The following is a 26,666-nucleotide window of genomic DNA, read 5'->3' as shown; positions in this document are numbered from 1 at the left end:
TGGAAAAAGGTTGGAATCTTTCAAGCATACAAGGGAAATACAAATGTTTACGAAGAAAGATCTTTCGCACCATCGTGGTGCGGTTGAGCAGTTAAGACAGAGCATTACATGGTCTCCTCAACAAGCTCAAGAAATAGGCCAGAGCATCATGAGTTCTTGGCAACGAAGCGTTTCTGCATGTATTCCAAAAGAGCGCATGGCCGCGCCATTGGTTGAGAATACTTCGTTTAAAGGCAATACCTTAGCTTCAGCACTACAACGCTGTGAGTCTGAATTACGACACGTTGCAGAGCAATCTTCAATGGTCTTAGCCATTGGTGACGTTGGTAGTACTATTGTCTGGACAGCAGCGAGTCGTGAGATGCAATCTCAAGCAGAACAGGTACATTTTGTATCTGGTGGTAAGTGGAGTGAGGATGCTGTCGGTACAAATGCACTAGCATTATCATTGAAAACTCGACAGTCATGTTGTGTATTTTCAAGTGAGCACTATATGGAATCTGTGCATGATTGGGTGTGTTATGCTACGCCAATTGTCGATCCATATTCCCATCAGTTACTTGGTGTTGTAGATTTATCCACGACTTGGAAAAATCATAATACTTTAGGCGTACTCGCTGTGGAGCGCTGTGCATCAATTATTCAATCTGCCTTGCTAGAGCAGCAAAAACAGCATTTATATATTCGTGCGTTTTCTGTATCGCAAGTGTTATTCAATGGCAAGGTTTTAGTATTAACACCCCGTCAATTTGAAATCATGACGATACTGGCGCTTTGTCCACAAGGATTGAACCTCGACAAGCTTCATAGTGCATTGTACGGTGAACGTAAAGTGAGTATGGGGACACTTAAGGCTGAAATGTCACAGTTACGTGACCTGCTTGGTGGAATGCTAGGATCACGTCCATATCGCTTACTGGCGCAAGTAGAAGCGGATTTCTTGCAGGCAGAAAAGGCGCTTGATGCAGGCTATCTAGAGTCAGCCTTACGTTTGTACACAGGGGTATTTTTGGCGAAAACAGAAAGTCCATTTTTATGTGCTTGGCGTGATTGTCTGGAATCACGGTTAAGTGATGCGATTTTTAAAGCAAAAGATACTGATACATTGCTTAAACATATTGCACATGTACCTGATGCGATTGATGCTGTTGAGCGTTTAATTGAGCTATTACCAGAAACGCATCCAGCACATCAAGTATTAGAAAAATATAAAGATTCTTAAAAATAGATAAACAGTAATAAAAATGTTAATCAAATAATAACAAGAATAAATTTTGCGTTGCTCAGGCATCGCATTGTCTTTTTTTGCCTAAAATAAAAAAGACCTCCCACAAAGTGAACTTTGTGAGAAGCCTACTGGAGAAAACTTACAGCCTATGATTCAAATCATCAAAATTACAAAGCAGCTTTAAAGATATCTACAACTTGAGCATGTGTTGCTTTACGTGGGTTAGTCAACATACAAGCATCTTTCTGTGCATTTTCAGCCATAACAGCAAGATCTTCAGTTTTTACACCAAGCTCAGTCAAACCTGAAGGAATTCCGATTGATGCTGATAATTGACGGATTGCAGCAATCGCAGCGTTAGCAGCTTCAGTTACTGTCAAGCCATGTGTATTTACACCCATCAATTGAGCAATACGTGCATAACGGTCAGGGCAAGCAATTAAGTTGAATTCACAAACGTGCGGTAGAAGTACTGCGTTACATACACCGTGTGGCAGGTTATAGAAACCACCTAATTGGTGAGCCATTGCATGTACATAACCTAAAGATGCGTTATTAAATGCCATACCAGCAAGGTACTGTGCGTAACTCATTGCATCACGAGCTTCAAGGTTTTGACCATTTGCAACAGCAGGGCTTAACCATTCGCTAATCATGGTGATTGCTTTTTCAGCACAAGCATCAGTAATTGGGTTTGCAGCAGTAGATACATAAGCTTCAACAGCGTGAGTCAATGCATCCATACCTGTTGCAGCAGTTAAGCTTGCTGGTTTTGCTAGCATTAACTTAGGATCGTCGATCGCGATAAGTGGAGTACAACGCCAGTCAACAATTGCCATTTTCACGTGTGTATCGGTGTTGGTAATGATACAGAAACGAGTCATTTCTGAAGCAGTACCTGCTGTTGTGTTGACTGCAATAAGCGGAGTCATTGGAACAGTACTTTTGTCGATACCTTCATAATCACGGATATGACCGCCACCAGCTGTAACGAGGCCAATACCTTTAGCACAGTCGTGTGAAGAACCACCACCTAAAGAAACAATAAAGTCACAACCGTTGTCAGTATATTCTTTTACACCGTTGTGGACGTTAACGTCAGTTGGGTTTGGTTCAGCACCTGGGAAAATGTGGCTTTCTACACCAGCATCTGTTAAGTATTGAGCAATCGTATCTGCTACACCAAACTTAAATAAACCTTGGTCAGTTACGATTAACGCTTTTTTAGCACCGAGGTTTTGTGCTTTTGTACCAATTTCTTTGGCACAGCCTGGGCCAAATAATGATACGCATGGGATGTAAAAACCGTTAGTTTGGTCAGCAATATTTTTAAAAGCCATGGAGCGATTCCTTCTTCCATTATTCCATTGTTCTTTTGCAGGTGATCAAGTTCACCATGTCGCTAGTATTGTTAGACGCTCAAAAATTTCCTACCTACCAAATACCTACCAGCCCAAGATTAGGTTGGTTGATTTTTTAAGGTATTAAATTTAATAGAATTATTTTTTTATTTTCAAAAAAACTGATTAAAAAACTCAGATTTTTAGTTGATTTGTGAAGTAAAAAAATAATCGTTTTAGATCAAAATTTCCCTTATGTTTCGAAACTCGTTAAGCTATGCCAGATTGTTGAGATTTTGATAGGCTTATGAAACAAGAGACAGCACTGAAACTTTTAAAAGCAGGCGAAAATGTTTTTTTAACAGGTTCAGCTGGTGCAGGTAAAACGTATACACTTAATCAATATATTCAATATCTTAAAATAAGAAAAGTGCCAGTTGCAATTACAGCTTCAACAGGCATTGCTGCAACGCATATGAATGGCATGACAATTCATACTTGGGCAGGCATTGGCATTAAAGATAGCCTAAGCGAAGATGATTTAAAGCGCATGAAAGAGCGTAAATATCTTAAAGAACATTTGGAAAATACCCAAGTGTTGATTATTGACGAAATTTCAATGCTGCATGCCAAACAACTCAATTTGGTCAATCAAGTTTTAAAATATTTTAAAGAAAATGATCAAGCCTTTGGTGGTATACAAGTCGTTGTTGCGGGTGACTTTTTCCAGTTGCCACCTGTGGGTAAAAACGAAGAACGGAATCGGGATAAATTTTGTTTTATGTCAGAGGCTTGGGTCGAAGCAAAATTTCGTATTTGTTACCTGACCGAGCAGCACCGCCAAGATGATGAGACTCTAAATCAAATTTTAAACGCGATTCGTGCACAAAATTTACAAAACCAGCATTTTGATGCATTAACCAGTGTTCGTAAGCAAGATATTGGCGAGACGTTTACCCGTTTGTATACGCACAATATGGATGTTGATAATTTGAATTTTCAACATTTAAATGCGATTGATGGAGAAAGCCATCAGTTCAATGCAGTACTCGATGGCAATGAAAAACTCCTCGAAACGCTGAAATCTTCAGTACGTGCACCAGAAGAATTAACCTTAAAAAAACATGCTAAAGTTATGTTTGTTAAGAATAATTTTGACATGGGCTACATCAACGGAAGTTTAGGCGAAATCATTGGATTTGAAGAAGATGACGAGCATGGACTACTTCCAAAAGTTCAATTAACAGATGGCTCTGTTTTACTGGTTGAGCCTGAAACATGGTCAGTTGAAAATGATGGTGGCAAAGTAATTGCCAGTTTTCAGCAAATTCCACTGCGTTTGGCATGGGCAATCACCATTCATAAAAGTCAGGGCATGACTTTGGAAGCTGCTGAAATTAACCTGAGTCATACCTTTGAAAAGGGTCAAGGTTATGTGGCGTTGTCCCGTTTAAAGTCCTTAGAAGGACTTCGTTTAACAGGTTTTAATGATCAAGCTTTGGAGTTAGATAGTCTAGCGATTAAGGCAGATCGGCGTTTTCAGGAACTCTCTGAAGAAGCAGAGCAGCATTTTGCCAATACTGATTTGGCTGCACAACATCAGGCTTTTATTCGTCACTGTGGCGGCACACTCAATCCGAGTGAAATTGCACGTAATGAACGTAAGTTTGCAAAGAATGCTGATAAAAATAATTATGCCACCAGTACTTTGGAAGAAACCAAAGAGCTGTTTGAAAATGGCTATGAAATTATGGATATTGCACAAGAACGTGGATTAACGCCTGCAACGATTATTAACCACTTGGCGCGGTTACATAAAGAACAGGGACTCGATATTTCAGTCGCACATCCTGGGGATGAAGTGGTTGAGCAAGTTCGAAAGATTTATAAGCGTTTGAAAAAAGGGCAACGTACTGAAAACTTTAATGAAGATGGTTCGATTAAGTTACGTCCAATCGTTGAAGCAACGCAACCGAAAATGGGCTATGATCAAGTGCGGTTAGCGTTATTGTTTATCGAATAATAAGGAAAAACATATGCCACATTTAGTGATCGGATATTCACGTAATATTCATAATTTAAGCCAAGAAAAACTCCTTAAACATGTCAATCATCAACTCATCGAAACGGGGTTGTTTGTAGCAAAAGATCTAAAATCACGTATTCATAAAGATGAGGTTTTTGTGATTGGTGATAATGATGATTCACAAGGCTATATTCATGCGCAGCTGTCGGTGCTGAGTGGACGAACCGAGGAGCAAAAGCAACACCTGAGTCAAGTTTTGTTAGAAGCATTGCTGAGCTTTAAGGATTATGAAGCTTATACTTTATCGGTACAGATTTGTGCAGAAATTTTAGAAATGCCACAAACACAGTATGCAAAACAAGTTGTTGAATACTAATCATAAAAAAAGGGTGAATTGAGTTTCACCCTTTTTTTAATCTCGTGCTAAACGCAAGCCTAAAAGAATCAAAATGCTGCCGCTTAAATAGCGAAAAATCTGTTGACCACGTGTAGATGTTTTAAATTTTTTCAGAATGAAATCTGCACAAAATACACAAACCACATCTGCTGAACTAAAGGCCAAATTGACGATTGTTCCAAGAATCAAAAATTGTAACCAAATTGGAAATGTTGCCTGCGTATCAATAAATTGCGGCAAAAAGGCGAGATAAAAAATAGCCGTTTTGGGATTGAGGATTTCAACCCAAATGCTTTCAGAAAAAGCGCGTTGTTGCTGATTTTTCTGTAAATCTGACGATGGTTTTGAGCTGCGAGCAAATAGCATTTTTAATCCAAGCCAAATCAGCCACAGAGCACCGCCAATTTTGACCAATGTATAAGCAACTGGAATCGCATGAAATAAAACAGTTAGACCTGTTGCAGCGATCATGATATGGGTATAACCACCGAAATGAATCCCGAGAGATGCCATAAGCCCAGCCTTACGTCCGCGAGCTAGCGTTTGTGCTGCTGTATACAACATCGCGGGGCCGGGTAAATAGGCAAAAATTAATGTGGTAAGTAAAAATGTACTGAGTAATTGGAATGAGGGCATTTTATTGTTCCTGTTATTTTGCCCAAATTCTACACACAAATACTGAGAATAGTTCAGTTTTCTAGCTTAACAATTCAATATCAGCAAATTCAGCAATTTTCTCAGCATTTAAACTAAACAATTCATCCATAAATGCTACGGCAAATTGTCCAATGAGTGGCGCACGTTGAGCAGCTAATTTACCTGCAATCGCAAAATGTACATGTGCAGCAACACAGGCGAGCATCGGTGAAGTTACTGAACAGTAAGCTGCAATCAGTGCACCTAAAGCACAACCTGTTGCAGTAACTTTAGGTTGTAGGGCTGAACCACCATTGATTTTAATCACTTGAGTGGTTTCATGATACAAAATGTAGTCGCTTGCACCCGAAATGGCAACGCAGTCACAATGTTGTAGAAGGTTTTGAGCTTGCATATAAACCGCATCACTACTGAGCGTACTATCCACACCTTTAGATGAACCTTGGTTTCCTGCCAATGTACTGATTTCAGACGCATTGCCACGAATCACGGTTGGATGATACTTCAGTAGAGTATCCGTCATATCACTGCGCCATTTTAAAATTGGGCTATAACCTACAGGGTCGAGCACCCATGGTTTTTGATGTGTTTGAGCAGTTTTAGCCGAGATTTGCATGGCTTGCATTTGTTGCTCAGTCGGTGTGCCCAAGTTAATACTGAGTGCTGAGCTAATTTGGGTAAAACTTTCAGCTTCAAATGGATTGTCAATCATCGCAGGGGATGCACCACAGGCAAGTAAAACATTTGCAGCATAATTACTGGCAACTTGATTGGTAATGCACTGAACGAGTGGGGAAGTTAGTTGTAATTTTTGCCAAGCATCTATGATTTGTTCAATAAGTAGTGTGCGTTCAAGCATAAAAAATCCTGTAAATACTGAGTTTTAATGTGTGAAATAGTGATCTTGATGCTGGCATTTACGACAAGTGAGCGTGACGTAATGTCCAGCATCATATTCGACATCAAGTTCGTTAGAGCCACAATGCATACAGCGCTTATCTGAATAAAAATTGAGTCGAGGCTGAATTTTTTTCCAAAGATGCCAAACAGGTTGATTGAAAATTCGTTGATCGTAGTTGAGAAAACGATAATATAAAATTTGACTCATTCTGCTCAGAGGTAAATGCTCTGGACGCATAAAGCTTGGTGTTTCCCACTTTTCTGCAATAGCACGTTCCCGATACTGCAACATGGTCTTTTTTAAACGATGCGTATTTACAAATCCATCATTACGCGCGGCAAGTGCTTTTTGTTCGTATAAAAACAACAAACCCGTATGTGCTAAATAAAAAATTTGCTCGACGGAAAGGTGATCTAACAGTCGATAACAAAGCTGTTGAAATGAGGCATGTGAACTGAATTGTACTTGCCACATTTTACAGATGGATTGAATAAACTGAATAATCTCTTGATACAGCATTTCATATAAGACAGCTTTAACTTCCTCACCATTTTTAAATGGAATTCCGAGTGTTAAATTGAAGTAGAACCAATGGCGTAATTGCTGGGTAATACTAAATAAACTGGGTTCACTATAACCATCTAAACGAACATTAATATAAAAGGTTGTTGGTTCATCAATAGCTGTTGTTGCAACAAAGATATTTTCTTTCTGTAGCTGTTTCACCAATTGATGCTGAAAATGATAGGTGGGTGAAATGCTAAAGAACTTTATTTTCTCCCAATGAATGTATTCATCATGCTGAGAATCCTCACGAACCTGATCATCGAGTAAAGCAAGTAGGAATAGTTTCTGTAAAAAGCTAAGTTGTTCTAGCGATGGCGCTAAAACTTCTTTTTTTCGATATTTTTGATGTTCTTGATGACGTGTTTCTTTCAGAATCTTTTTACGTTGTTGCTGGCAACGAGTACAGTGGCAAGTATATTTATCTTCTTTGAAGACTCGATGTTCACAATAACTACATTGGTGAAATTGAACGTCCTGATCAAATTGTTCAGCATCAACCCAAAACATTGCAGCTTGGCATAAAGGGCACCGAGTACTGGCATCAAGCTGTTTATTTAAGATCTGGAACAAAGTGATTTATCCGTTCGGAATGAATTAGAACTGGAAATTATACACCGCTCTATCGAAAAAATAAGAAAAAAAGCCAGTCGCGTGACTGGCTGAAGATTATACAGGGCATGGTAAGTTGTCGTCATGTTGTCCCATTTTTTTGGCAACAATCATGGCTTGAATTTTTTTCTGAGGTACTCTAATTTTACCGCAGTCATCATACAGGTGAATGAGTAGTGCTACATCTTGTTCGCTGAGTGGAAGCCCCTCACTGGTCATAAATAGGGCAATCACTTGATGCTGAATTCCTGCTTTATGCATGCAGTGTAAAGCTTTGAGGTTTTCAATGCGATAGATTTGATCCTTAATCAACATGGTTTTGACCTCCTTGATAAAAGAAGCTCATTCTACTTTGGCATAAATTGTAGGAAATACCATGTGTAGAAATGTAAGTGTGGAAAAAATTTATAATTTACAAATGTCAAGAGTTTTGTTTGAAATGTAATAAAATGTGTTTAATTTCTTAAGTTTTATCTAATTTTTAAATAGATTTAAAATTCAATTGGTTAATTTATAATAGTTAAAATAATGTGATTATCCATTATGATAGCCCACTGAAGTTTAAACAATAAAATGGGATTGAAGATATGCCAGCGACTTTTAAAAAAGTGATATGGGGATTGGCAATTTTGATGTGCTGTAAAAGTAGTTATGCAGAATTAAACGCTGAATTGAAGCAAAACGTTGGGCAGAGCTGTCAAGGAAAGTCAGAACTTGCTGCTCAAATTATGTCTGAGCATCAAAATGGTAAATTATTTGTAGATATGGTGCAAACTGCGGCAAATATGCAGAAAAATGCAACAACAGATGACCAGCATGCATTGGCACAATTTTATGCTGCGATAGCATTGAAAGTTTCTCGCTTACCCGTTGAAAGTAGCAATAGTGCAAAGAAGGTTAAAATAGAAGAATTACGCCAAATGGTTTTGACTTCATGTCAGCAAAACCAGATTTAAAGTTTTTTAATCAAGTTCTAAAATGAAATAAAACCTACTTGATGTTAAGAAGTAGGTTTTTTCATTTCTAAGCTGCCTATATGGCAGTGAACCTGTTGAAATGCAGGCTTCAGGTGATCGTTTTTTTCTAAGCTGCCTATATGGCAGTGAACTTCATTAAGTCCAGTTCCTTGCAGCAACTCACTTTCTAAGCTGCCTATATGGCAGTGAACACTTTCAATACTCGTGAATTACGAATCGCATATTTCTAAGCTGCCTATATGGCAGTGAACTATGTGAGGTTTTTATGGGTTTACAAGTTTGTTTTCTAAGCTGCCTATATGGCAGTGAACTGGTGCTTCTACAATTAAAAATGCATTGTCTTTTTCTAAGCTGCCTATATGGCAGTGAACAAACCCTTGCAGCAAGTGTGCGTGTGGCCATCTTTCTAAGCTGCCTATATGGCAGTGAACTTCCTCGCAAATACTTGTTTGCATCAACAAATTTTCTAAGCTGCCTATATGGCAGTGAACTTTGAATTTCCCCAATAAATTCAGCAGCACGATTTCTAAGCTGCCTATATGGCAGTGAACGATTATTACAACGTAACTTTAAGATTTGTCGATTTCTAAGCTGCCTATATGGCAGTGAACTGGATTTGTCATGCTACTATCCGCACCAAATTTTTCTAAGCTGCCTATATGGCAGTGAACCGATCTGCGCTTTTTGCATCTCAATCGAAAGTTTTCTAAGCTGCCTATATGGCAGTGAACTTCACGCTCGAACTTTGCTTTGTCAGTTTCTCTTTCTAAGCTGCCTATATGGCAGTGAACCTATCCTGGTATTACTGCACTGCCAAGCGCAGTTTCTAAGCTGCCTATATGGCAGTGAACATCATCATACGAAAACCGACCACTATTGCTCTTTTCTAAGCTGCCTATATGGCAGTGAACGATCTGTTCCAGTAGTTTTTAACCATCTTTTATTTCTAAGCTGCCTATATGGCAGTGAACTGTTTCTCACCCTTGGCTTTATCGTGATAATATTTCTAAGCTGCCTATATGGCAGTGAACAACCCCTGCACTGGTATAAAGCTCACCGCCTTTTTCTAAGCTGCCTATATGGCAGTGAACCTTTTTACGAGCAACTTCGATTTCCTCTTTCGTTTCTAAGCTGCCTATATGGCAGTGAACTGCTGAATAAATAGACGCTTGATTTCCAGTGATTTCTAAGCTGCCTATATGGCAGTGAACTTGATACAGTAAGCAATAGTGCTGACTTTACTTTTCTAAGCTGCCTATATGGCAGTGAACAGTAAAAATATTATCAGAAAAATAGAAATAACAAAGGCTTAAATATAAAAAGTCTTAAAAGACCCAAATTTTTCAGCTAAGTTATAACTAATTGATTTTATTAAACTGTTAAAGAATTTAAAAATATTGGGTCAAAAGGCATGATCTGTCAAATTAAAAAATACGTAAAATTTACATTGATCGAGATGATCATTTGTCCAAAGACACTATAAGCATTAAAAATCAGGCTAAAACAGGGTAGAATACCGAGCATATAAATTTATAGATTTGGAGTTCTGAGTGGAGCGATTGACGATTAGCCCTGAAAGTTTAAATGAAGCGGCTGAAAACTTAAGCACGATTCGTGATTTTATTCGCTTTGGGGTCACAGCACTGCGTCAATACGATGCTCATTTAGGGCAAGGTACAGAAGACTTTTTTGCAGAAAGCTCAGCATTGGTATTGCAAACCTTGTCTTTAGACTGGGCAGCCGATAACGAAATTCTCGATGCAAAACTATTACCAAGCGAAAAAGCAGAATTTTTAAGCCTTTTAGAACGCCGTATCAACGAACGCGTTCCAACCTCTTACTTATTGAACCTTGCTTATTTCTGCAATAAACCATTCTATGTTGATGAGCGTGTTTTGATTCCACGTTCACCAGTTGCAGAACTTATCGAACAACGCTTTGCACCTTACTGTTTAGATGAAAATGGGCAAATGCGCGAAGCATTGAATAACTTACCTGAAAATACAAATCCACAAACCCCACGCCGTATTTTAGATATGTGTACAGGTTCGGCTTGTATCGCGATTGCACTTGCATACGCTTACCCAGAAGCTGAAGTCGATGCAACGGATATTTCTCGTGAAGCACTTGAAGTCGCTGCGATTAACACTGAACACCACAACATGCAGTATCAGGTTGCATTGTTAGAATCTGACTTGTTCTCAAAAATTCCTGCTGAAAATCAATATGATTTGATCGTCAGTAACCCGCCATATGTCGATGCTGAAGACATGGCAGATCTACCTGAAGAATTCTTACATGAGCCAGAATTGGCACTTGCAGCAGGTCAGGACGGTTTAGACTTGGTTCGTAAAATGTTGGCTCAAGCCGCAGATTATTTGACTGAAGATGGTCTTATTGTGATTGAAGTGGGTAACTCTGAGTGGGCAATGCGCCAAAACTTTAATACAGTTGACTTCCATTGGTTAAAATTCCAAAAAGGTGGTTCAGGTATTTTTGCTTTGACTGCTGCACAATGTCGTCAATATCAACAATTATTTCAAGATTCAGTAAATGCATAAGGAATTGTCATTATGGCAGGAAATAGTATTGGGCAACTTTTTCGTGTAACCACCTGTGGTGAGTCGCACGGTGTCGGCTTAATGGCGATTGTCGATGGCGTTCCCCCTGGTCTTGAATTGGTTGAAGCAGATTTACAACAAGATCTCGATCGTCGTAAACCTGGCACATCAAAATTTGCGACGCAACGTAAAGAACCTGACCAAGTTGAAATTATCTCTGGTGTATTTGAAGGTAAAACCACAGGCACACCGATTGGTTTGTTGATTCGTAATACGGATCAAAAATCAAAAGATTATGGCAATATCGCGCAGACTTTCCGCCCAGGACATGCAGACTATACTTACACACATAAATACGGTTTCCGCGACTACCGTGGCGGTGGTCGTTCAAGTGCGCGTGAAACTGCTATGCGTGTGGCAGCAGGGGCGATTGCGAAAAAATACCTCGCTGAAAAATTTGGCATTGTCATTCGTGGACATGTGACCCAAATCGGGACAGAAGTTGCTGAAAAACTGGATTGGAATGAAGTTCCAAACAACCCGTTTTTCTGTGGTGATGTCGATGCCGTTCCTCGTTTTGAGCAACTGGTGACTTCACTACGTGAGCAGGGGACTAGCTGTGGTGCTAAGCTCGAAATCTTGGCTGAAAATGTTCCAGTGGGTTGGGGTGAGCCAGTTTTTGACCGTCTGGATGCAGACATCGCGCATGCCATGATGAGCATCAATGCGGTGAAAGGCGTAGAGATTGGTGATGGTTTTGCAGTAGCGGGACAATTTGGTCATGAAACCCGTGATGAACTGACTTCACAAGGTTTCTTGGCAAATCATGCTGGCGGGATTTTAGGTGGGATTTCGAGTGGTCAAGACATTCGTGTTGCGATTGCACTTAAACCGACAGCCAGTATTACCACATCTGGAAAAACCATTGATATCAATGGTCAAGATGCTGATGTATTAACTAAAGGTCGTCACGATCCTTGTGTAGGCGTACGTGCGGCTCCGATTGCGGAAGCGATGCTTGCAATTGTGCTGATGGATCATTTCATGCGTCATCGTGCGCAAAATGCTGATGTGGTCGCGCCATTTGCACCGATTGCACCATAAAAAGATAGCGAAAAGAGCAATAGCTTCACTTCGGTGGAGCTATTTTTTTAGTTGTTGTTTATTCAGACAGTTTATACATAAATGACGTTCCCTTTCTCTTTTAAACCTGTTAAAACAAAAATAAAGCCTAGAGAAAAAGGGTCATAAATGATGAAAACCACAGTGAAATATATTGCTTTAAAAAGCAAGGACTACCAATTAGGCCGCCCACTTTTTGAAGAAGAAATCGAGGAAACAGGTGATTACTTTGACCGCATTCCAAGCCATATTCAATTTCAAAACTTACAGTTTAAAGTGAAATCTAAAGAATTAACGCGTAAGCAAATTTTTGATGAATTTGAAGAATCTCAAACCATTATTGTGAAAGTCATTCCTGTATCTGATTTGGGTTAAATCTTTTAAGCCTTTTATCACCTGAAAATACGGAGGTGCAGCATGACCCAAGTGGAGGAGTTTTTACATTATGGGCAGCAATTGCAAACTCAGCTTTTAGACTTGGCAAAAGAGTACAATGTGCGTTCAGATGAATATGAAATTTTATTGTGGGAAGCGGATATTGTCGCCGCCCATCTACAATCTGTTCAGTTAGGACATGAAATTTCGGAAACTTTACAGCATTCAGTGCTGTTGAGTGCATGGGGGAAAGATACAGCAAGGCATCATCCTGAGTTGGCACATTTTACTCAAAATTTTTACCAGCAGTTTGATCTGATTTATGCTTCACAATTTTTGAGTTAATTTAAATAAAAAAGAAGCGAACGAGTCGCTTCTTTTTTTGAGACCAAGAAAAGAATTAAGCAGATTTCTTCTCTTCTGTCGCACCTTCAAGCTGTTTAAGAAGATGAGTTTCTAGGTAGTGAATATCCATCGCTGTTTCACAGAAATCTTTGTCTTGTAAGATCAAGTCTTTATGTAATGGAATGTTGGTTTTCACACCTGTCAAAATCATTTCATCTAATGCTTGGCGCATACGAGCAATCGCAGTATTACGGTCTTTACCATGTGCGATCAATTTCGCGATCATAGAATCGTAATAGGGTGGAATGCTATAACCAGAATAGATATGAGAATCTAAACGGATACCTGCACCGCCTGGCGCATAGAAGTGTTCGATACGACCTGGAGATGGTAGAAATGTTGTTGGATCTTCAGCATTGATACGGCATTCAATCGCATGACCACGAACTTCGATGTCTTCTTGGTTAAGGGTTAAACCTAAACCAGATGCGATACGAATTTGCTGTTCAATGATGTCAACGCCAGTGACCATTTCAGTCACAGGGTGTTCAACCTGAACACGTGTGTTCATCTCAATGAAGAAGAACTCGCCATCTTCAAATAAGAATTCGAACGTACCTGCGCCACGGTACTGCATAAGTTTACATGCATGTACACAAGCTTCAAGAATGTCAGCACGTGCTTGCTCAGGCAAGTCTGGTGCAGGCGCTTCTTCAAGCACTTTCTGGTGACGACGTTGTAAAGAACAGTCACGATCGTACAGGTGAATCGCATGACCTTGACCATCTGCCAAGATTTGAACTTCAACGTGGCGAGGTTTTTGTAAGAAACGTTCCATATAGACCGTGTCATCACCAAACCACATTTCAGCATCACGTTGAGCTGCTTGTACAGACTCAAGCAAAGTGTCGATGCGTTCAACAATACGCATACCACGACCACCACCACCAGAAGCGGCTTTAACAATCAGTGGGAAACCGATTTTCGCTGCTTCTTCTTTTGCATTTGCAGGTGTTACTGCGTGTTGAGAGCCTGGTACTGTGGGTACACCAGCTTTACGCATTGCGGTAATTGCCGAAACTTTGTTACCCATCAAACGGATGTGTTCTGGGCGTGGACCAATAAAGATATAGCCCGAAGTTTCAACCATTTCTGCAAATTCAGCATTTTCAGACAAGAAGCCATAACCAGGGTGGATGGCATCTGCACCTGTAACTTCAGCAGCAGTTAATAATGCTGGAATATTTAGATAACTTTCGCTGGTTGTACCAGGACCGATACATACAGCTTCATCGACAAAACGCAAATGCATCAAGTCTTTGTCGGCGCTAGAATACACACCAACGGTTTTAATGCCTAAGGCTTTACAAGCGCGGGTGATTCGCAAGGCGATCTCACCACGGTTTGCAATCAGAACTTTTTGCAACATTGTGAGTCCCCGTAATTATGCGCGGTAACGGAATAACGGTTGACCAAACTCAATCACTTCGCCATTTTTTACCAAGATTTCTTCAATTACACCGCTTTGAGTTGCTTCAATCGGGTTCATGATTTTCATTGCTTCGATAATACCAAGTGTATCACCAGCAGAAACTGTTTGACCTACTTGAACAAATGGTGCTTCGCCTGGGCTTGACGCTGCATAGAACACGCCAACCATCGGTGCAGTTTCAACAACACCACGTGGTGCTTTTGCTTTTGGAGCAGCAGCTTCAGCAGCAGGTGCTGGCATTGCAGCAACACCCATTTGGATTGGTGCTGGGCTACGGCGAGTTAAAGCAATCGATTGATCACCTTCTTTTACTTCAATCGCGTGAAGATCAGATTCAATCATCAAGTCGATGAGTTTTTTGATTTTACGAATATCCATGGTGTTCGTATTCCTTATGAAGATTAATGAGAAGGTTAAAGTTGAGAAATCGCATAATTGAGTGCAAAGTGATAGCCTTTCGCACCTAGGCCACAAATCACACCGACGGCTTTATCGCTGAGGTATGAGTGATGACGAAAGGCTTCACGGGCATGCACATTGGATAAATGCACTTCAATAAATGGAATATTGACCCCAAGCAGCGCATCACGTAATGCAACCGATGTATGTGTATATGCTGCTGGGTTAATAATGATAAATTGCACACCTTGTTCTTGTGCTAAATGAATACGGTCGACAATCGCACCTTCATGGTTGCTTTGAAATGTATCTAAAGAGCAATCTTGTTGTTTGGCTTGTTCAATCAGGCTTTGATTAATGTCGTTTAAAGTGAGGTGCCCATATACTTCAGGTTCGCGCTTTCCTAGCAAATTTAGATTTGGTCCGTGAATGACCAAAATACGTGAAGTCATATAGTGCGCTCCAGTCAGAAATTGCAATCATTTTTTGCAAGATCTTTACAAAGTTGGCTGATTTTTGCTTTGAATTCTGTAATTATTTTGCAAGTTGTACTTATCTATACAGAATAAACAAATCAAATTATGCGTATATCTTGTAAATTTTTGGGAAAATTAACAATGTTAAAAAGTGCCATTTTGAAAACATAAAACTTGTATGTATCTTTAATTTTTTGGAATGTTTAGAAATCTTATGGTTGTTTACACTAACACTAAATAAAAACAATTGGAATGGTGGAATTTATAACAAAGTTGGGTTTCGTAGTCACTTTGATTTTAAGCTATTTGCAAGGTTTTAAATTATTAAGCATATGAATAAATTAAGTAAATTTTATAATTTTCAAGATTTTTAACAAGATATATTTAGAATGATATCCACAAAATTAATCCCTTGATTAGGGGTAATAGCCTAAGTATTTTATTGAAAATGACTTTGAGTCCTGAACAAAACTTGCAGAAAGCGTACTTTTGTCTGAACCAAATTGTCCTCATAAACTAAAAGGCATTGACCATTTTGTTCAGATTGAACGTGTGTTGAGTGATAAAACAGCAGTGTAAGTGTTTATAGAATGTGCAATAAGTTGTTACATGTAGAATGATATCATTTCCAATATCTAAAGAACTGATATTTGAACATGATTTTTAAATGATTTTCTTATGGATCTGGATTTAAATACTTGAATAGAATTAAGCTTGGTAAGCCCTAAATGACTTACCGAGAGATGTATTTAGCGAACAGAAAATTTCTTGGCAAAGCTTACACAGCCTACCACCAGTAAACTGGTTAGAAACATTGACCAGCCGACAGGTTCATGCAAAATAATTGCGGATAAACCCAGACCCAAAAAAGGCTGTAGTAGTTGTAATTGCCCCACTGCAACGACACCGCCTGTGGCTAAGCCGTGATACCAAAAAATAAATCCAATAAACATGCTAAATAGAGACACATAAAGTAATCCTAAAGATGCGCTGAATGTGACATGGCTAAAGCTCTGAGGGAAATAATAGATGCTGCCAAATAACATAAAGGGAAGAGTCAAGATCAGCGCCCAAGAAATAACATGTAAACCACCCAAATCTTTCGATAAACGACCACCTTCGGCATAACCTAGTCCACAAAGTAAAATTGCTGCCAGCATATACAAATCCGCAGAAATCGGGTGTTGTGTCTGCGGTGACATATAGATGAAAGCAATAATGCTACAACTGCCAAGCATTGCAAACAGCCAAAATTGATAAGGAGGTTTCTTCTCACCCAATAGGATGGCAAAAATAGCAGTTGCTAAAGGCAATAATCCAACGAATACAATCGAATAAGATGCACTCATTTGTTTGAGCGCTAATGCTGTAAATAAAGGAAAGCCCAATACGACTCCAATGGCGACCAGTATGAGTGATCTAAACTGAGTGATAGAGGGTAAACGCTGTTTAAAGCAAAGTACGGTACATAAAGCCAAAATGCCTGCAATTAGTGCGCGGATTGACGTTAAAAACTCAGGGCTAAATCCGACAACAGCCAAACGTGTTGCAGGCAACGAACCTGCAAAAATACACACGCCACAAAATCCACTTAACCAACCACGTGAAATATTCAACATTGATAAACTCTCCATCCAATGATCTGAATGTATAAAATGAGAGGCTTGTTGAAACAGTCACAAAGCCATACAATTGAATAAAACTGTTAGGGTATAAAAATTAAAACTGTTATGGATGAGTTCGCTGCATCGAGTAAAATTGAACGGGTAAAAGCCCATGTTCATCAACAAATTGAAAACCGAATTTTGGTTGCAGGGTCACGTTTGCCATCACTTAGGCAACTTGCGGAGCAGCTGGATGTGTCTATTTCAACGGTCATAGAAGCCTATGCGCGTTTGGTCACAGAGCAACGGATTGAGGCTAGAGCGGGGTCTGGTTATTTTGTCACTGGCATTCGTGCATCTTATGCCTTTACGGCAATCGCACCCCGTTTAGACCGTGATGTCGATCCATTATGGATTTCTCGGCAGTCTTTAGAGGCCGATGCAAGTCATTTAAAACCAGGCTGTGGCTGGCTTCCTGAACACTGGATGCCAGAAGATCTGATTCGTAAGTCTTTACGAACAGTTTCAAGATCGACAACATCGTATTTGGTGAGTTATGGTCAACCTTTGGGTTTTGCCGAGCTTCGACATTTAATTGCCCAGCGCATGCAGACCACAGGTGTAACGGCGCATCCTGATCAAATTTTATTGACCGATAGTGGTACACATGCCATTGATTTAGTTTGTCGACTTTTTCTCAATCCGAATGATGTTGTACTGATTGATGACCCTTGTTATTTTAATTTTCATGCTTTGCTAAAAACTCATCAGGTCAAAACCATTTCGATTCCTTGGACGGCGACAGGCCCAGATCTGGAACAGTTTCGAGAGGCTTTAGGATATAAACCGAGACTTTATATCACTAATTCAGGTATTCATAACCCAACGGGTGGTCAGTTGTCGCTTGCAACAGCCTATCAAGTTCTGAAAATGGTCGAGCAAACCGATTTAATTATTGTTGAAGATGATATTTTTGCAGACTTTGAATATATGCCTGCACCGCGCTATGCGGCATTGAATGGTTTTGCTCAGGTGATCCAAATTGGGAGTTTTTCTAAAACACTTTCTGCTTCAATGCGTTGTGGTTATATTGCGACGCAACAACAGTGGATTGAGCAATTAATTGATCTGAAAATCGCGACCAGTTTTAACAATAATCAGCTCAGTACAGAACTGATTTATCATGCCTTAACCGACAATGCTTACCGAAAACATGTGGAGTGGTTAAAGCAGCAATTGGCATTGGCGATGAGTAAAACCATACAGAAATTAGCCCCTTTAGGTATTCGTCCTTGGTTGATTCCTCAATCGGGAATGTTCTTATGGTGTCAGTTGCCAGAAGGGTATTCAGCACAGCAAATTTCTAAACTTTGCTTGCAAGAAGGCATTATTTTAGCGCCTGGAAATGTGTTTAGTGTGCGCCAATCGGCTGACCAGTTTTTACGTTTCAATGTGGCACAGTCAGCAGATCAACGGATTTATCAGGTATTGCAACGTGTGATGCAACAGCTTGGTTGATGAATGATTAACGTAAAAATAGACGGAAAATCAGCTTTTGTAACCATGTGCCATACGGTGGATAGATTAGTTTCATCAAACTGAATTTTGGACGGACAAAGACGGACTTGGCATGACTAAAGGTCAAGAAACCTTCATGTCCATGATAATGCCCAAGCCCTGAAGCTCCAATACCACCGAACGGTAAGTCGTCCTGTGCAACGTGAACCAGGGTTTCATTTAAACAGACCCCACCGCTATGTGTGTGCTTGATAAAGTACGGCTGCTCATTTTTGTCGTAACCAAAATAATATAGCGCTAATGGGCGTGGACGCTGATTGATATAGTCGATCACTTCATCAATATGCTGATAAGTTAAAATTGGCAAAATCGAACCGAAAATTTCATTTTGCATCAGTAACATATCATCATGTACATTTTGTACCAGATAATATCCAAAATGCTGCTCAGTTGCAGGGTAAAGCGAGGTAATCTTTGCACCTTGTGCTTGTGCATCATCTAAATAGCTCTGTAGACGATGGGCTTGACGTGCATTGATAATTTGACTGCAATCTGGATTGTGAGCGAGTTCAGGATAAAATTCCCGCATGACATTTTGATAGGTTTCAATAAAGCGATTGAGCAAGTTTTCTGGAACAAAAACATAATCAGGTGCGACACAGGTTTGCCCAGCATTGATGGCTTTGCCAAACGCAATACGTCGTACAGATTCTTCAAAAGGTGCATCTTTACCTAAAATGCTCGGTGATTTTCCTCCCAATTCTAAAGTAACAGGCGTTAAGTGTTCCGAGGCTGCTTGCATCACTTGTCGACCAATCACGGTTGAACCTGTAAACAGTAAGTGATCAAAGGGCAGTGTAGAAAACTTGGCAGCGATTTGATGATCGCCAATGACGACATGAACCAAATCTTCAGGAAAAACTTCAGCCAGTATGGTTTTAAATAAGGCTGAGAAATTGGGAGTAAATTCACTCATTTTCAGCATCGCCCGATTACCTGCGGCTAAGGCTTGGCAAAGCGGGCCAATCGCCAGAAACAAAGGGTAATTCCACGGCACAATGATGCCAACCACACCCAAAGGTTGATACAGCACATAAGCCTGAGCAGGTTGAAACAAAATACTGACTTGACGGTGACTTGGTTTCATCCACTTTTTAAGATGTTTCAGACTGTGCTGAATACCCATAATGCTCGGCAGCATTTCCACCAGTAGGGTTTCATCGTTACTTCGATGTCCAAAATCGGCAGAAATCGCAGCATTAATGGCATTTTGGTGCTTGAGCAATGCAGTTTTTAATTGTTTTAGCCAAGTGCGGCGTTGTTCTAGCGTGGGGTATTGTTCGGCTAAAAAAGCCTTTTTTTGTTGTTGGAAAATATGATCTAGGTATTCTGCTGAATCAGTCATTGTGCCAAAAGTCTTGGAAAGTATCACTGCATACTAACTGAAAAAATTGTGATATCGAATGGGATTTGTGAATCCTGAGTTTCCTTATTGGCGATATAGAAATTAAAAAAAGTGCATGATTGAGTGTCTTCTTAGACTAAAGTTGCAAACCATTCTTAAAAATAGTCAATTAAACGTATATTTTTTCTATCTTTATGATTATTCAATGAATTATAAATTTAAAATCATTCTTTTAAAAGAAAAGTGAAATAAATCTCTATTTATATTGGTCTGACCATTATTTAAATATTTAGACCGATGTTGATCTTTTTGGTGTGAATAATTACTATTCGGCAACAAATCAATGCTTTTCTAAATAAATTGGTATGACCAATACTAAAAGCATTGGATGTCTATAAATATCGCCGAAGCATTTCAAGGAGAAGAGAATGCTACAACAATGGCAACAAATTTATGATCCTGTTGGTAATGTCTGGCTATCCAGTCTAGTTGCCTTGATCCCGATTATTTTCTTTTTCCTTGCTTTAGCTGTATTTCGTCTGAAAGGTAGCGTAGCAGGGACAATTACTGTCGTTTTGGCATTGCTGGTATCGCTATTTGCTTACCATATGCCAATCAGTATGGCTTTTGCATCCATCATTTATGGTTTCTTTTATGGGCTTTGGCCAATTTCTTGGATCATCATTGGTGCGGTATTCCTTTATAAAGTCTCGGTAAAAACTGGGCAATTCGATGTAATTCGCTCTAGTATTTTGTCGATTACCGAAGATCAGCGTTTACAAATGCTCTTGGTAGGCTTTGCTTTTGGTACTTTCCTTGAGGGTGCTGCGGGCTTTGGTGCGCCAGTTGCAATTACAGCAGCACTATTGGTTGGATTGGGCTTTAAACCAATTTACGCAGCTGGTTTGTGCCTGATTGTGAATACTGCGCCTGTGGCGTTTGGTGCGATGGGGATTCCAATTATTGTTGCGGGTCAGGTTTCAGGTGTTGAAACGCATGAAATTAGCCAAATGGTCGGTCGTCAATTACCGTTTGTTGTGCCAATTGTCTTAATCTGGATTATGGCGATTATGGATGGCTGGCGTGGTGTGAAAGAAACATGGCCTGCGATCTTGGTCGGTGGTGGTGCATTTTCTTTGGCTCAATACCTGACTTCAAACTTTGTTGGCCCAGAACTTCCAGATATTACCGCTGCAATTGCATCTTTGGTGAGCTTAACTGTCTTACTTAAGTTTTGGAAACCAAAACATATTTTCCGTTTCTCGAATGAAGATGGTGCTGTTGACAGTGCAATTCTAGAACAGCAAAAGCAACAACATACTGCGGGTCAAATCTTTAAGGCTTGGTCACCATTCATGATTTTGACAGCAATGGTCACAATATGGAGTATTAAGCCATTTAAGAGCTTATTTGCAAAAGATGGGGCTTTGCATGACTGGATTATTGCCATTAAAGTGCCGTATTTACATCAATTGGTACAAAAAATGCCACCAGTTGTAGGTAAGGCTACTGATTATGATGCAATCTTTAAATTTGACTGGTTCTCGGCGACAGGGACAGCAATTATTATTGCGGCAATTATCTCGATTATCGTGTTGAAAATGCGTCCTGCAGCAGCAGTTGCAACTTTTGGTGAAACCTTAAAAGAGCTAAAAACACCAATCTATTCAATTGGAATGGTGCTTGCATTTGCCTTTATCGCGAACTACTCAGGTATGTCAGCAACATTGGCATTGGCTTTAGCACATACAGGTCAGGCATTTACGTTCTTCTCGCCATTCTTAGGTTGGATGGGTGTGTTCTTGACAGGTTCGGATACATCTGCAAATGCCTTGTTCAGTGCGTTGCAAGCCACTACTGCACATCAAATTGGCGTGCCAGATGTATTGCTCGTTGCTGCGAACACTTCAGGTGGTGTAACAGGTAAGATGATTTCACCTCAATCGATTGCAATTGCATGTGCTGCGGTAGGTTTGGTCGGTAAAGAATCTGATTTATTCCGTTTCACGGTGAAGCACAGTATCGCATTTACTGTGATGATTGGTATTATCATTACCCTTCAAGCCTATGTTTTTCCATGGATGATTCCATGAGTTGCAGATTGACCGAAGGAAAGTAAGATGAAAATAGCCGATCGCGTAGTACAAAGCCTGTATGACTTGATAGAAAAGCAGAGTATGCAGGTGGGTGATCGGCTGCCTTCAGAACGTCAATTGTGTGAACAACTTAGTGTTTCACGCTCCTCATTACGTGAAGCACTACAAAAACTCTCAAGCCAAGGTGTGATTGCGAGTCGTGTGGGGGCGGGAACCTATTTGGCAAAACGCCCTCAAAGTGATTGGTCTGACCAATTTATTATTCAGCCTCTCAGTGATCTGATTGATCAAGACCCGCTATATCGTTTCGATGTTCAGGAAGCACGACTGATTTTAGAAGGTGGAACAGCTTGGTATGCAGCTCAGCGTTCAACTGAAGAAGATCGCGCCAAGATTCATCATTATTATGATCAGGTTTTACATTTCCAGTCGATTGGTGATGCAGATAAAGCCTCGGCATCGGATGCAAACTTTCATTTGGCGATTGCTGAAGCCTCTCACAATATTGTATTGACGCAAATGATGCGGAGTCTGTTTGACTTGTTGCAATACAACGTAGTGCTGGGTCGTCGAAAAATTTATACCGATGCACATCAATTTGGACAATTACATTTGCAGCACTTTCAGGTGATGGATGCCATTGATAAACAAGATCCCGAATTGGCACGTTCATCGGTTTGTGGGCATATCGAATTTATTATTCAACAAGTGCGCGCCATTGACGAAGCTGAAGCTCGTCTAAAACGCTCATCTCGCTTAAAAAGGATCGATTTAAAATGATCATTTCCTCTTCAAATGACTACCGCGAAGCGGCACGACGTCGTTTGCCACCATTTTTGTTCCACTATATCGATGGTGGTGCTTATGCCGAATATACTTTAAAGCGAAATGTCGAAGATTTATCTCAAATTGCACTGCGTCAGCGCGTGCTGAATGATATGTCTCAACTAAGTCTTGAAACCAAGATTTTTGATGAAACATTATCTATGCCTGTGGCGCTGTCACCTGTGGGGTTGACAGGCATGTATGCACGCCGTGGCGAAGTGCAAGCTGCAGTTGCTGCCGATAAAAAAGGCATTCCATTTACCTTATCAACAGTTTCTGTTTGCCCAATTGAAGAAGTTACTCCAGCGATTCAACGTCCAATGTGGTTTCAGTTGTATGTACTGCGTGACCGTGGCTTTATGAAAAATGCCTTGGAACGTGCTAAAGCGGCAGGTTGTTCAACATTGGTCTTTACGGTGGATATGCCAGTACCAGGGGCGCGTTACCGTGATGCTCATTCGGGTATGAGTGGGCCAAATGCATCGATGCGCCGTTATTTACAGTCTTTTGCACATCCACATTGGGCATGGAATGTGGGCTTGCTCGGTCGTCCGCATGACTTAGGTAATATCTCTAAATATTTGGGTAAACCGACAGGTTTGGAAGATTACATTGGCTGGTTAGGTGCAAACTTTGACCCATCTATTTCATGGAAAGACCTAGAGTGGATCCGTGATTTCTGGGATGGCCCAATGGTGATTAAAGGCATTTTAGACCCTGAAGATGCCAAAGATGCGGTACGTTTTGGTGCAGACGGGATTGTGGTCTCCAATCATGGTGGTCGTCAGCTCGACGGTGTGTTATCAACAACACGTGCTTTACCTGCGATTGCAGATGCCGTGAAAGGTGATTTAAAAATTTTGGTGGACTCGGGTATTCGTAATGGCTTGGATGTCGTACGTATGCTGGCCATGGGTGCAGACCTGTGTATGTTAGGACGTGCATTTGTCTATGCACTTGGCGCAGAAGGTGGGCAGGGAGTGTCTAACTTACTGGAACTGATTGATAAGGAAATGCGCGTCGCAATGACCTTAACGGGTGCGAAAACCATCCAAGACATCAATTCAGATTGCCTTGTGAATTTAGATCGTCTAGCAAAATAAGAGAATACTTATGTTACACGCAAATCACGCTCAAACGATTCAGCAGTTAAAAAAAATCGTGGGTGAGCAACATGTGCTGACCGATGATCAGCACACGCGTTTGTACCGTCAAGGACGCCGTTTCGGTGAAGGTAAAGTTTTGGCAGTGGTTGTGCCAGCAAACTTGCTGGAGCAATGGCAAGTTTTGCAAGCTGCCGTAGATGCGGATTGTATCGTGATTATGCAGGCCGCCAATACGGGCTTAACAGGCGGCTCAACACCGTATGGTGATGACTATGATCGTCCTGTAGTGCTGATTAGCACGCGTCGTTTGGCGGGTATTCAAGTCATTAATGACGGCAAACAAGTGATTTGTTTACCAGGTGCAACACTGGATGCCCTTGAGCGTGAATTGGCTCAATATAACCGCGAACCTCACTCTGTGATTGGTTCATCGTGTATTGGTGCATCGGTTCTAGGTGGTGTGTGTAATAACTCGGGCGGGGCTTTGGTACGCCGTGGGCCTGCTTACACTGAGTTAGCACTTTATGCACGTGTGACAGAGCAGGGCAAGTTGGAGTTAGTGAACCATTTGGGTGTGAACTTGGGTCAAACCCCTGAAGAAATTTTGACACGCTTACAGCAAAATCAATATCAATCGAGCGATGTTGAAAACTCGGAGCATCGCTGTGCATCAGATCAGCATTATGTGCATGATGTTTGTCAGGTCGACGAAGCAACACCTGCACGTTTCAATGCTGATCCAAGCCGTTTGTTTGAAGCTTCAGGCTCGGCAGGTAAAGTTTGTGTTTTTGCAGTACGTCTAGACACCTTTGAAAAAATCAAAAGTCAGGTGTTTTATGTGGGTTCAAACTCTATTAATGATTTGACTGCAATTCGTCGTTTCTTGTTGCAAGATTTACCTCGTATTCCGATTGCGGGTGAATATATTCACCGTGTTGCGTATGACATTGGCGCTGAGTACGGTAAAGATACCTTTGTTTTTATTGAGAAGTTTGGCACAGCTAAAGTACCACAAGCCTTTGCCATGAAAGACAAGGTTGATGGTTTCTTGGAAAAATTTGGGATACGTGGCTTGACGGATAAAGTCTTGCAAATCATGACCCATTTTATGCCGAATCATTTGCCGAAGCGTATGAACCAGTTCCGTGATTTATACGAGCATCATTTGATTTTACGGATTGAAGATCAAGATGTGGCTCAGGTTCAGCAGTTTTTAGCGGGTTACTTTGCTGAGCATCGTGAAACTGGCAACTACTTCTTATGTGATGCCGATGAAGGGCGTAAAGCGTTCTTGCATCGTTTTGCTGTTGCAGGCGCTGCGATTCGTTATCGGGATACCCATCGTAGCGAAGTCGAAGACATTGTGGCATTGGACATTGCGTTACGCCGTAATGACCGTGATTGGCTAGAAACTTTACCTAAAGAGATGGATGAGCAGATTATCCATAAACTTTATTATGGTCATTTCTTATGTCATGTCTTCCATCAAGACTATATCGTTAAAAAAGGTGTTGATCCTTTAGATATGGAACATCAGATGTGGAAACTGCTTGATCATCGTGGTGCTGAGTATCCAGCAGAGCACAATGTCGGACACTTATATGTCGCAAAGCCTGCCTTGAAACAGCATTATCAGAAGCTTGATCCAACCAATAGCTTTAATGTCGGGATTGGGCATACTTCAAAGTTAAAATACTGGAAGTCCTAATTGCGATTTAGAGGAATAAAAAAACCGAGTTGCTACTCGGTTTTTTATTATGATTTTTTCAGATATCCAGCTTCTTTGGATTTGGGATATTGCTTCAGCAGTTGTTGGCGATAGAGATTGGCAGAGACATTATTTCGATCGACATTTTTAGCAATGCTATAAAGTTGATACAACGCATGCGGTGCTTTCGCTGATTGAGGGTAATGCTTCGCAACAACCTCATAGTTTTTCTTTGCTTCTGAATAATTGGCAGGTTCTATTGCTAAATAGAACTCTGCGAGCCAGAAGTGTGCATTGCCAATATAAATGCTGTCAGGATAGTTCTTGATAAAATTCTGCATCGGTTTGATGGCTTGTTTAGCGCCACCTTGTTTGTAGGCATCGAGTGCTAAGGTATAGGCATCCTTCTCACTCAGCGGCTTTTTTGCTGGGGGTGCTCCTGTAGCTGTTGTTGATTTGGCTGGTGCTGGAGATGCTGGGGTTACACTGTTCGGTGCTGTTGCATTATTGCTTGGAGTTGCATTAGACGCACTACTATCGTCACTGGTGGCATCTTCTGAAGCTGCTGAACCATCATCTCCGTCGACTTTTTGTTGAAGGAGTTGTAAGCGCTGGTCTAAATCATTGTAATGATTGTCTAGGTCTTGGCGCTGCTGATCAATTGTGTGTTGTTGTTCTTCGATCATTCCTCGCATGTTGCGCACTTGATTCTCAAGTTGATCAATACGCTGCATAAGTTCCCAGTTCACATTGGTTGGAATGTTACTGGTTGGAGGATTAGTTGTTGTGTTGCCAGTTGAACCGCTACTGTTATTTTGACTTAGTGAAACATTTTCAATTGGCGCAGCAAGTACCGCAAGTGTTGTGGTACAGGCTAGCAATCCAAGTGCTAACTTTTTAAGCTTCATATGAAGAACCTAAAGAAATCGGAA

24 protein-coding genes and 1 CRISPR repeat array are annotated in these 26,666 nt (G+C 40.6%); of the genes, 13 read left to right on the top strand and 11 right to left on the bottom strand.

What is annotated here, in order from left to right; genetic code table 11:
* The first annotated feature begins 43 nt into the window (after positions 1-43).
* Positions 44-1,222, top strand: a complete 1,179-nt coding sequence (locus tag C1A47_RS00640) for a helix-turn-helix domain-containing protein (RefSeq protein ID WP_111891410.1) — start codon at positions 44-46, stop codon at positions 1,220-1,222.
* A 173-nt stretch (positions 1,223-1,395) separates the two neighbouring features.
* On the opposite strand, the gene mdh is transcribed toward C1A47_RS00640, so the two are convergent.
* Positions 1,396-2,568, bottom strand: coding sequence for an iron-dependent methanol dehydrogenase (mdh, locus tag C1A47_RS00635; protein WP_111891408.1), 1,173 nt, complete (start codon positions 2,566-2,568; stop codon positions 1,396-1,398).
* 307 nt (positions 2,569-2,875) lie between these two features.
* Between mdh and C1A47_RS00630 the strand changes: the two genes are divergently transcribed.
* Both C1A47_RS00630 and C1A47_RS00625 read left to right on the top strand, forming a co-directional pair.
* On the top strand, positions 2,876-4,591 hold the full coding sequence (locus C1A47_RS00630; RefSeq protein ID WP_111891406.1) for an AAA family ATPase: 1,716 nt from the start codon (positions 2,876-2,878) through the stop codon (positions 4,589-4,591).
* A gap of 13 nt (positions 4,592-4,604) precedes the next feature.
* On the top strand, positions 4,605-4,970 hold the full coding sequence (locus C1A47_RS00625; protein ID WP_111891404.1) for a 5-carboxymethyl-2-hydroxymuconate Delta-isomerase: 366 nt from the start codon (positions 4,605-4,607) through the stop codon (positions 4,968-4,970).
* A gap of 36 nt (positions 4,971-5,006) precedes the next feature.
* On the opposite strand, the gene C1A47_RS00620 is transcribed toward C1A47_RS00625, so the two are convergent.
* From C1A47_RS00620 to C1A47_RS00605, 4 genes are all read right to left on the bottom strand, one after another.
* Positions 5,007-5,627 carry a LysE family translocator gene (locus C1A47_RS00620; RefSeq protein WP_111891402.1) on the bottom strand — a complete coding sequence of 207 codons (621 nt, stop codon included), beginning with the start codon at positions 5,625-5,627 and terminating at the stop codon, positions 5,007-5,009.
* Between the two features lie 61 nt (positions 5,628-5,688).
* Positions 5,689-6,507: a hydroxyethylthiazole kinase gene (gene thiM, locus C1A47_RS00615; protein ID WP_111891400.1), complete on the bottom strand. Its 819-nt coding sequence runs from the start codon at positions 6,505-6,507 to the stop codon at positions 5,689-5,691.
* 24 nt (positions 6,508-6,531) lie between these two features.
* Positions 6,532-7,623 carry a hypothetical protein gene (locus C1A47_RS00610; RefSeq protein ID WP_111891398.1) on the bottom strand — a complete coding sequence of 364 codons (1,092 nt, stop codon included), beginning with the start codon at positions 7,621-7,623 and terminating at the stop codon, positions 6,532-6,534.
* 159 nt (positions 7,624-7,782) lie between these two features.
* Positions 7,783-8,040 (bottom strand): hypothetical protein, encoded by a 258-nt coding sequence (locus C1A47_RS00605; RefSeq protein WP_111891396.1) that lies wholly within the window; start codon positions 8,038-8,040, stop codon positions 7,783-7,785.
* A 272-nt stretch (positions 8,041-8,312) separates the two neighbouring features.
* Here C1A47_RS00605 and C1A47_RS00600 point away from each other — a divergent pair, with 272 nt between their 5' ends.
* From C1A47_RS00600 to C1A47_RS00580, 5 genes are all read left to right on the top strand, one after another.
* Positions 8,313-8,681 (top strand): hypothetical protein, encoded by a 369-nt coding sequence (locus C1A47_RS00600; RefSeq protein ID WP_111891394.1) that lies wholly within the window; start codon positions 8,313-8,315, stop codon positions 8,679-8,681.
* Between the two features lie 64 nt (positions 8,682-8,745).
* A CRISPR array of direct repeats spans positions 8,746-9,973; the repeat unit is 28 nt; unit sequence TTTCTAAGCTGCCTATATGGCAGTGAAC.
* 279 nt (positions 9,974-10,252) lie between these two features.
* Positions 10,253-11,263: a 50S ribosomal protein L3 N(5)-glutamine methyltransferase gene (gene prmB, locus C1A47_RS00595; RefSeq protein WP_111891392.1), complete on the top strand. Its 1,011-nt coding sequence runs from the start codon at positions 10,253-10,255 to the stop codon at positions 11,261-11,263.
* Positions 11,264-11,275: 12 nt separating this feature from the next.
* Entirely contained in the window at positions 11,276-12,367 is a 1,092-nt protein-coding gene (gene aroC, locus C1A47_RS00590) for a chorismate synthase (protein ID WP_111891390.1), read from the top strand.
* 150 nt (positions 12,368-12,517) lie between these two features.
* Positions 12,518-12,760 (top strand): hypothetical protein, encoded by a 243-nt coding sequence (locus C1A47_RS00585; RefSeq protein WP_111892161.1) that lies wholly within the window; start codon positions 12,518-12,520, stop codon positions 12,758-12,760.
* A gap of 42 nt (positions 12,761-12,802) precedes the next feature.
* Complete coding sequence (locus tag C1A47_RS00580) at positions 12,803-13,105, top strand: hypothetical protein (RefSeq protein WP_111891388.1); 303 nt, start codon at positions 12,803-12,805, stop codon at positions 13,103-13,105.
* A gap of 55 nt (positions 13,106-13,160) precedes the next feature.
* Here C1A47_RS00580 and accC read toward each other — a convergent pair whose 3' ends face one another.
* The 4 genes from accC to C1A47_RS00560 all read right to left on the bottom strand — a co-directional run bounded on the left by accC (position 13,161) and on the right by C1A47_RS00560 (position 17,091).
* Positions 13,161-14,534: an acetyl-CoA carboxylase biotin carboxylase subunit gene (gene accC / locus C1A47_RS00575; protein WP_111891386.1), complete on the bottom strand. Its 1,374-nt coding sequence runs from the start codon at positions 14,532-14,534 to the stop codon at positions 13,161-13,163.
* Between the two features lie 15 nt (positions 14,535-14,549).
* Positions 14,550-14,975 (bottom strand): acetyl-CoA carboxylase biotin carboxyl carrier protein, encoded by a 426-nt coding sequence (gene accB, locus C1A47_RS00570; protein ID WP_111891384.1) that lies wholly within the window; start codon positions 14,973-14,975, stop codon positions 14,550-14,552.
* Positions 14,976-15,010: 35 nt separating this feature from the next.
* The gene (gene aroQ / locus C1A47_RS00565) at positions 15,011-15,448 is read right to left on the bottom strand and encodes a type II 3-dehydroquinate dehydratase (RefSeq protein WP_111891382.1); all 438 of its coding nucleotides are present in this window, start codon (positions 15,446-15,448) and stop codon (positions 15,011-15,013) included.
* 773 nt (positions 15,449-16,221) lie between these two features.
* On the bottom strand, positions 16,222-17,091 hold the full coding sequence (locus C1A47_RS00560; protein ID WP_111891380.1) for a DMT family transporter: 870 nt from the start codon (positions 17,089-17,091) through the stop codon (positions 16,222-16,224).
* A 111-nt stretch (positions 17,092-17,202) separates the two neighbouring features.
* Between C1A47_RS00560 and C1A47_RS00555 the strand changes: the two genes are divergently transcribed.
* Positions 17,203-18,594, top strand: a complete 1,392-nt coding sequence (locus C1A47_RS00555; protein ID WP_111891378.1) for a PLP-dependent aminotransferase family protein — start codon at positions 17,203-17,205, stop codon at positions 18,592-18,594.
* 7 nt (positions 18,595-18,601) lie between these two features.
* On the opposite strand, the gene C1A47_RS00550 is transcribed toward C1A47_RS00555, so the two are convergent.
* Positions 18,602-19,999, bottom strand: a complete 1,398-nt coding sequence (locus C1A47_RS00550) for a coniferyl aldehyde dehydrogenase (protein WP_111891376.1) — start codon at positions 19,997-19,999, stop codon at positions 18,602-18,604.
* Between the two features lie 428 nt (positions 20,000-20,427).
* Here C1A47_RS00550 and lldP point away from each other — a divergent pair, with 428 nt between their 5' ends.
* From lldP to dld, 4 genes are read left to right on the top strand one after another with little or no spacing between them, the layout of a single operon-like run.
* The gene (gene lldP, locus C1A47_RS00545) at positions 20,428-22,092 is read left to right on the top strand and encodes an L-lactate permease (RefSeq protein ID WP_111891374.1); all 1,665 of its coding nucleotides are present in this window, start codon (positions 20,428-20,430) and stop codon (positions 22,090-22,092) included.
* Between the two features lie 27 nt (positions 22,093-22,119).
* Positions 22,120-22,875, top strand: coding sequence for a transcriptional regulator LldR (lldR, locus tag C1A47_RS00540; protein ID WP_111891372.1), 756 nt, complete (start codon positions 22,120-22,122; stop codon positions 22,873-22,875).
* Positions 22,872-24,023 (top strand): FMN-dependent L-lactate dehydrogenase LldD, encoded by a 1,152-nt coding sequence (gene lldD, locus C1A47_RS00535; protein WP_111891370.1) that lies wholly within the window; start codon positions 22,872-22,874, stop codon positions 24,021-24,023. Before lldR ends, lldD begins: the two co-directional genes overlap by 4 nt.
* 10 nt (positions 24,024-24,033) lie before the next feature.
* Positions 24,034-25,734 carry a D-lactate dehydrogenase gene (gene dld, locus C1A47_RS00530; RefSeq protein WP_111891368.1) on the top strand — a complete coding sequence of 567 codons (1,701 nt, stop codon included), beginning with the start codon at positions 24,034-24,036 and terminating at the stop codon, positions 25,732-25,734.
* A 47-nt stretch (positions 25,735-25,781) separates the two neighbouring features.
* On the opposite strand, the gene C1A47_RS00525 is transcribed toward dld, so the two are convergent.
* Positions 25,782-26,642: a YbgF trimerization domain-containing protein gene (locus tag C1A47_RS00525; protein WP_111891366.1), complete on the bottom strand. Its 861-nt coding sequence runs from the start codon at positions 26,640-26,642 to the stop codon at positions 25,782-25,784.
* Positions 26,643-26,666: the final 24 nt, after the last annotated feature.

Origin of the sequence: Acinetobacter sp. MB5, assembly GCF_003261585.1 — a bacterium.
Lineage (GTDB): Bacteria > Pseudomonadota > Gammaproteobacteria > Pseudomonadales > Moraxellaceae > Acinetobacter.
Note: the sequence above shows the minus strand (reverse complement) of the source record. Positions and strands in the feature narration are given on the sequence as shown.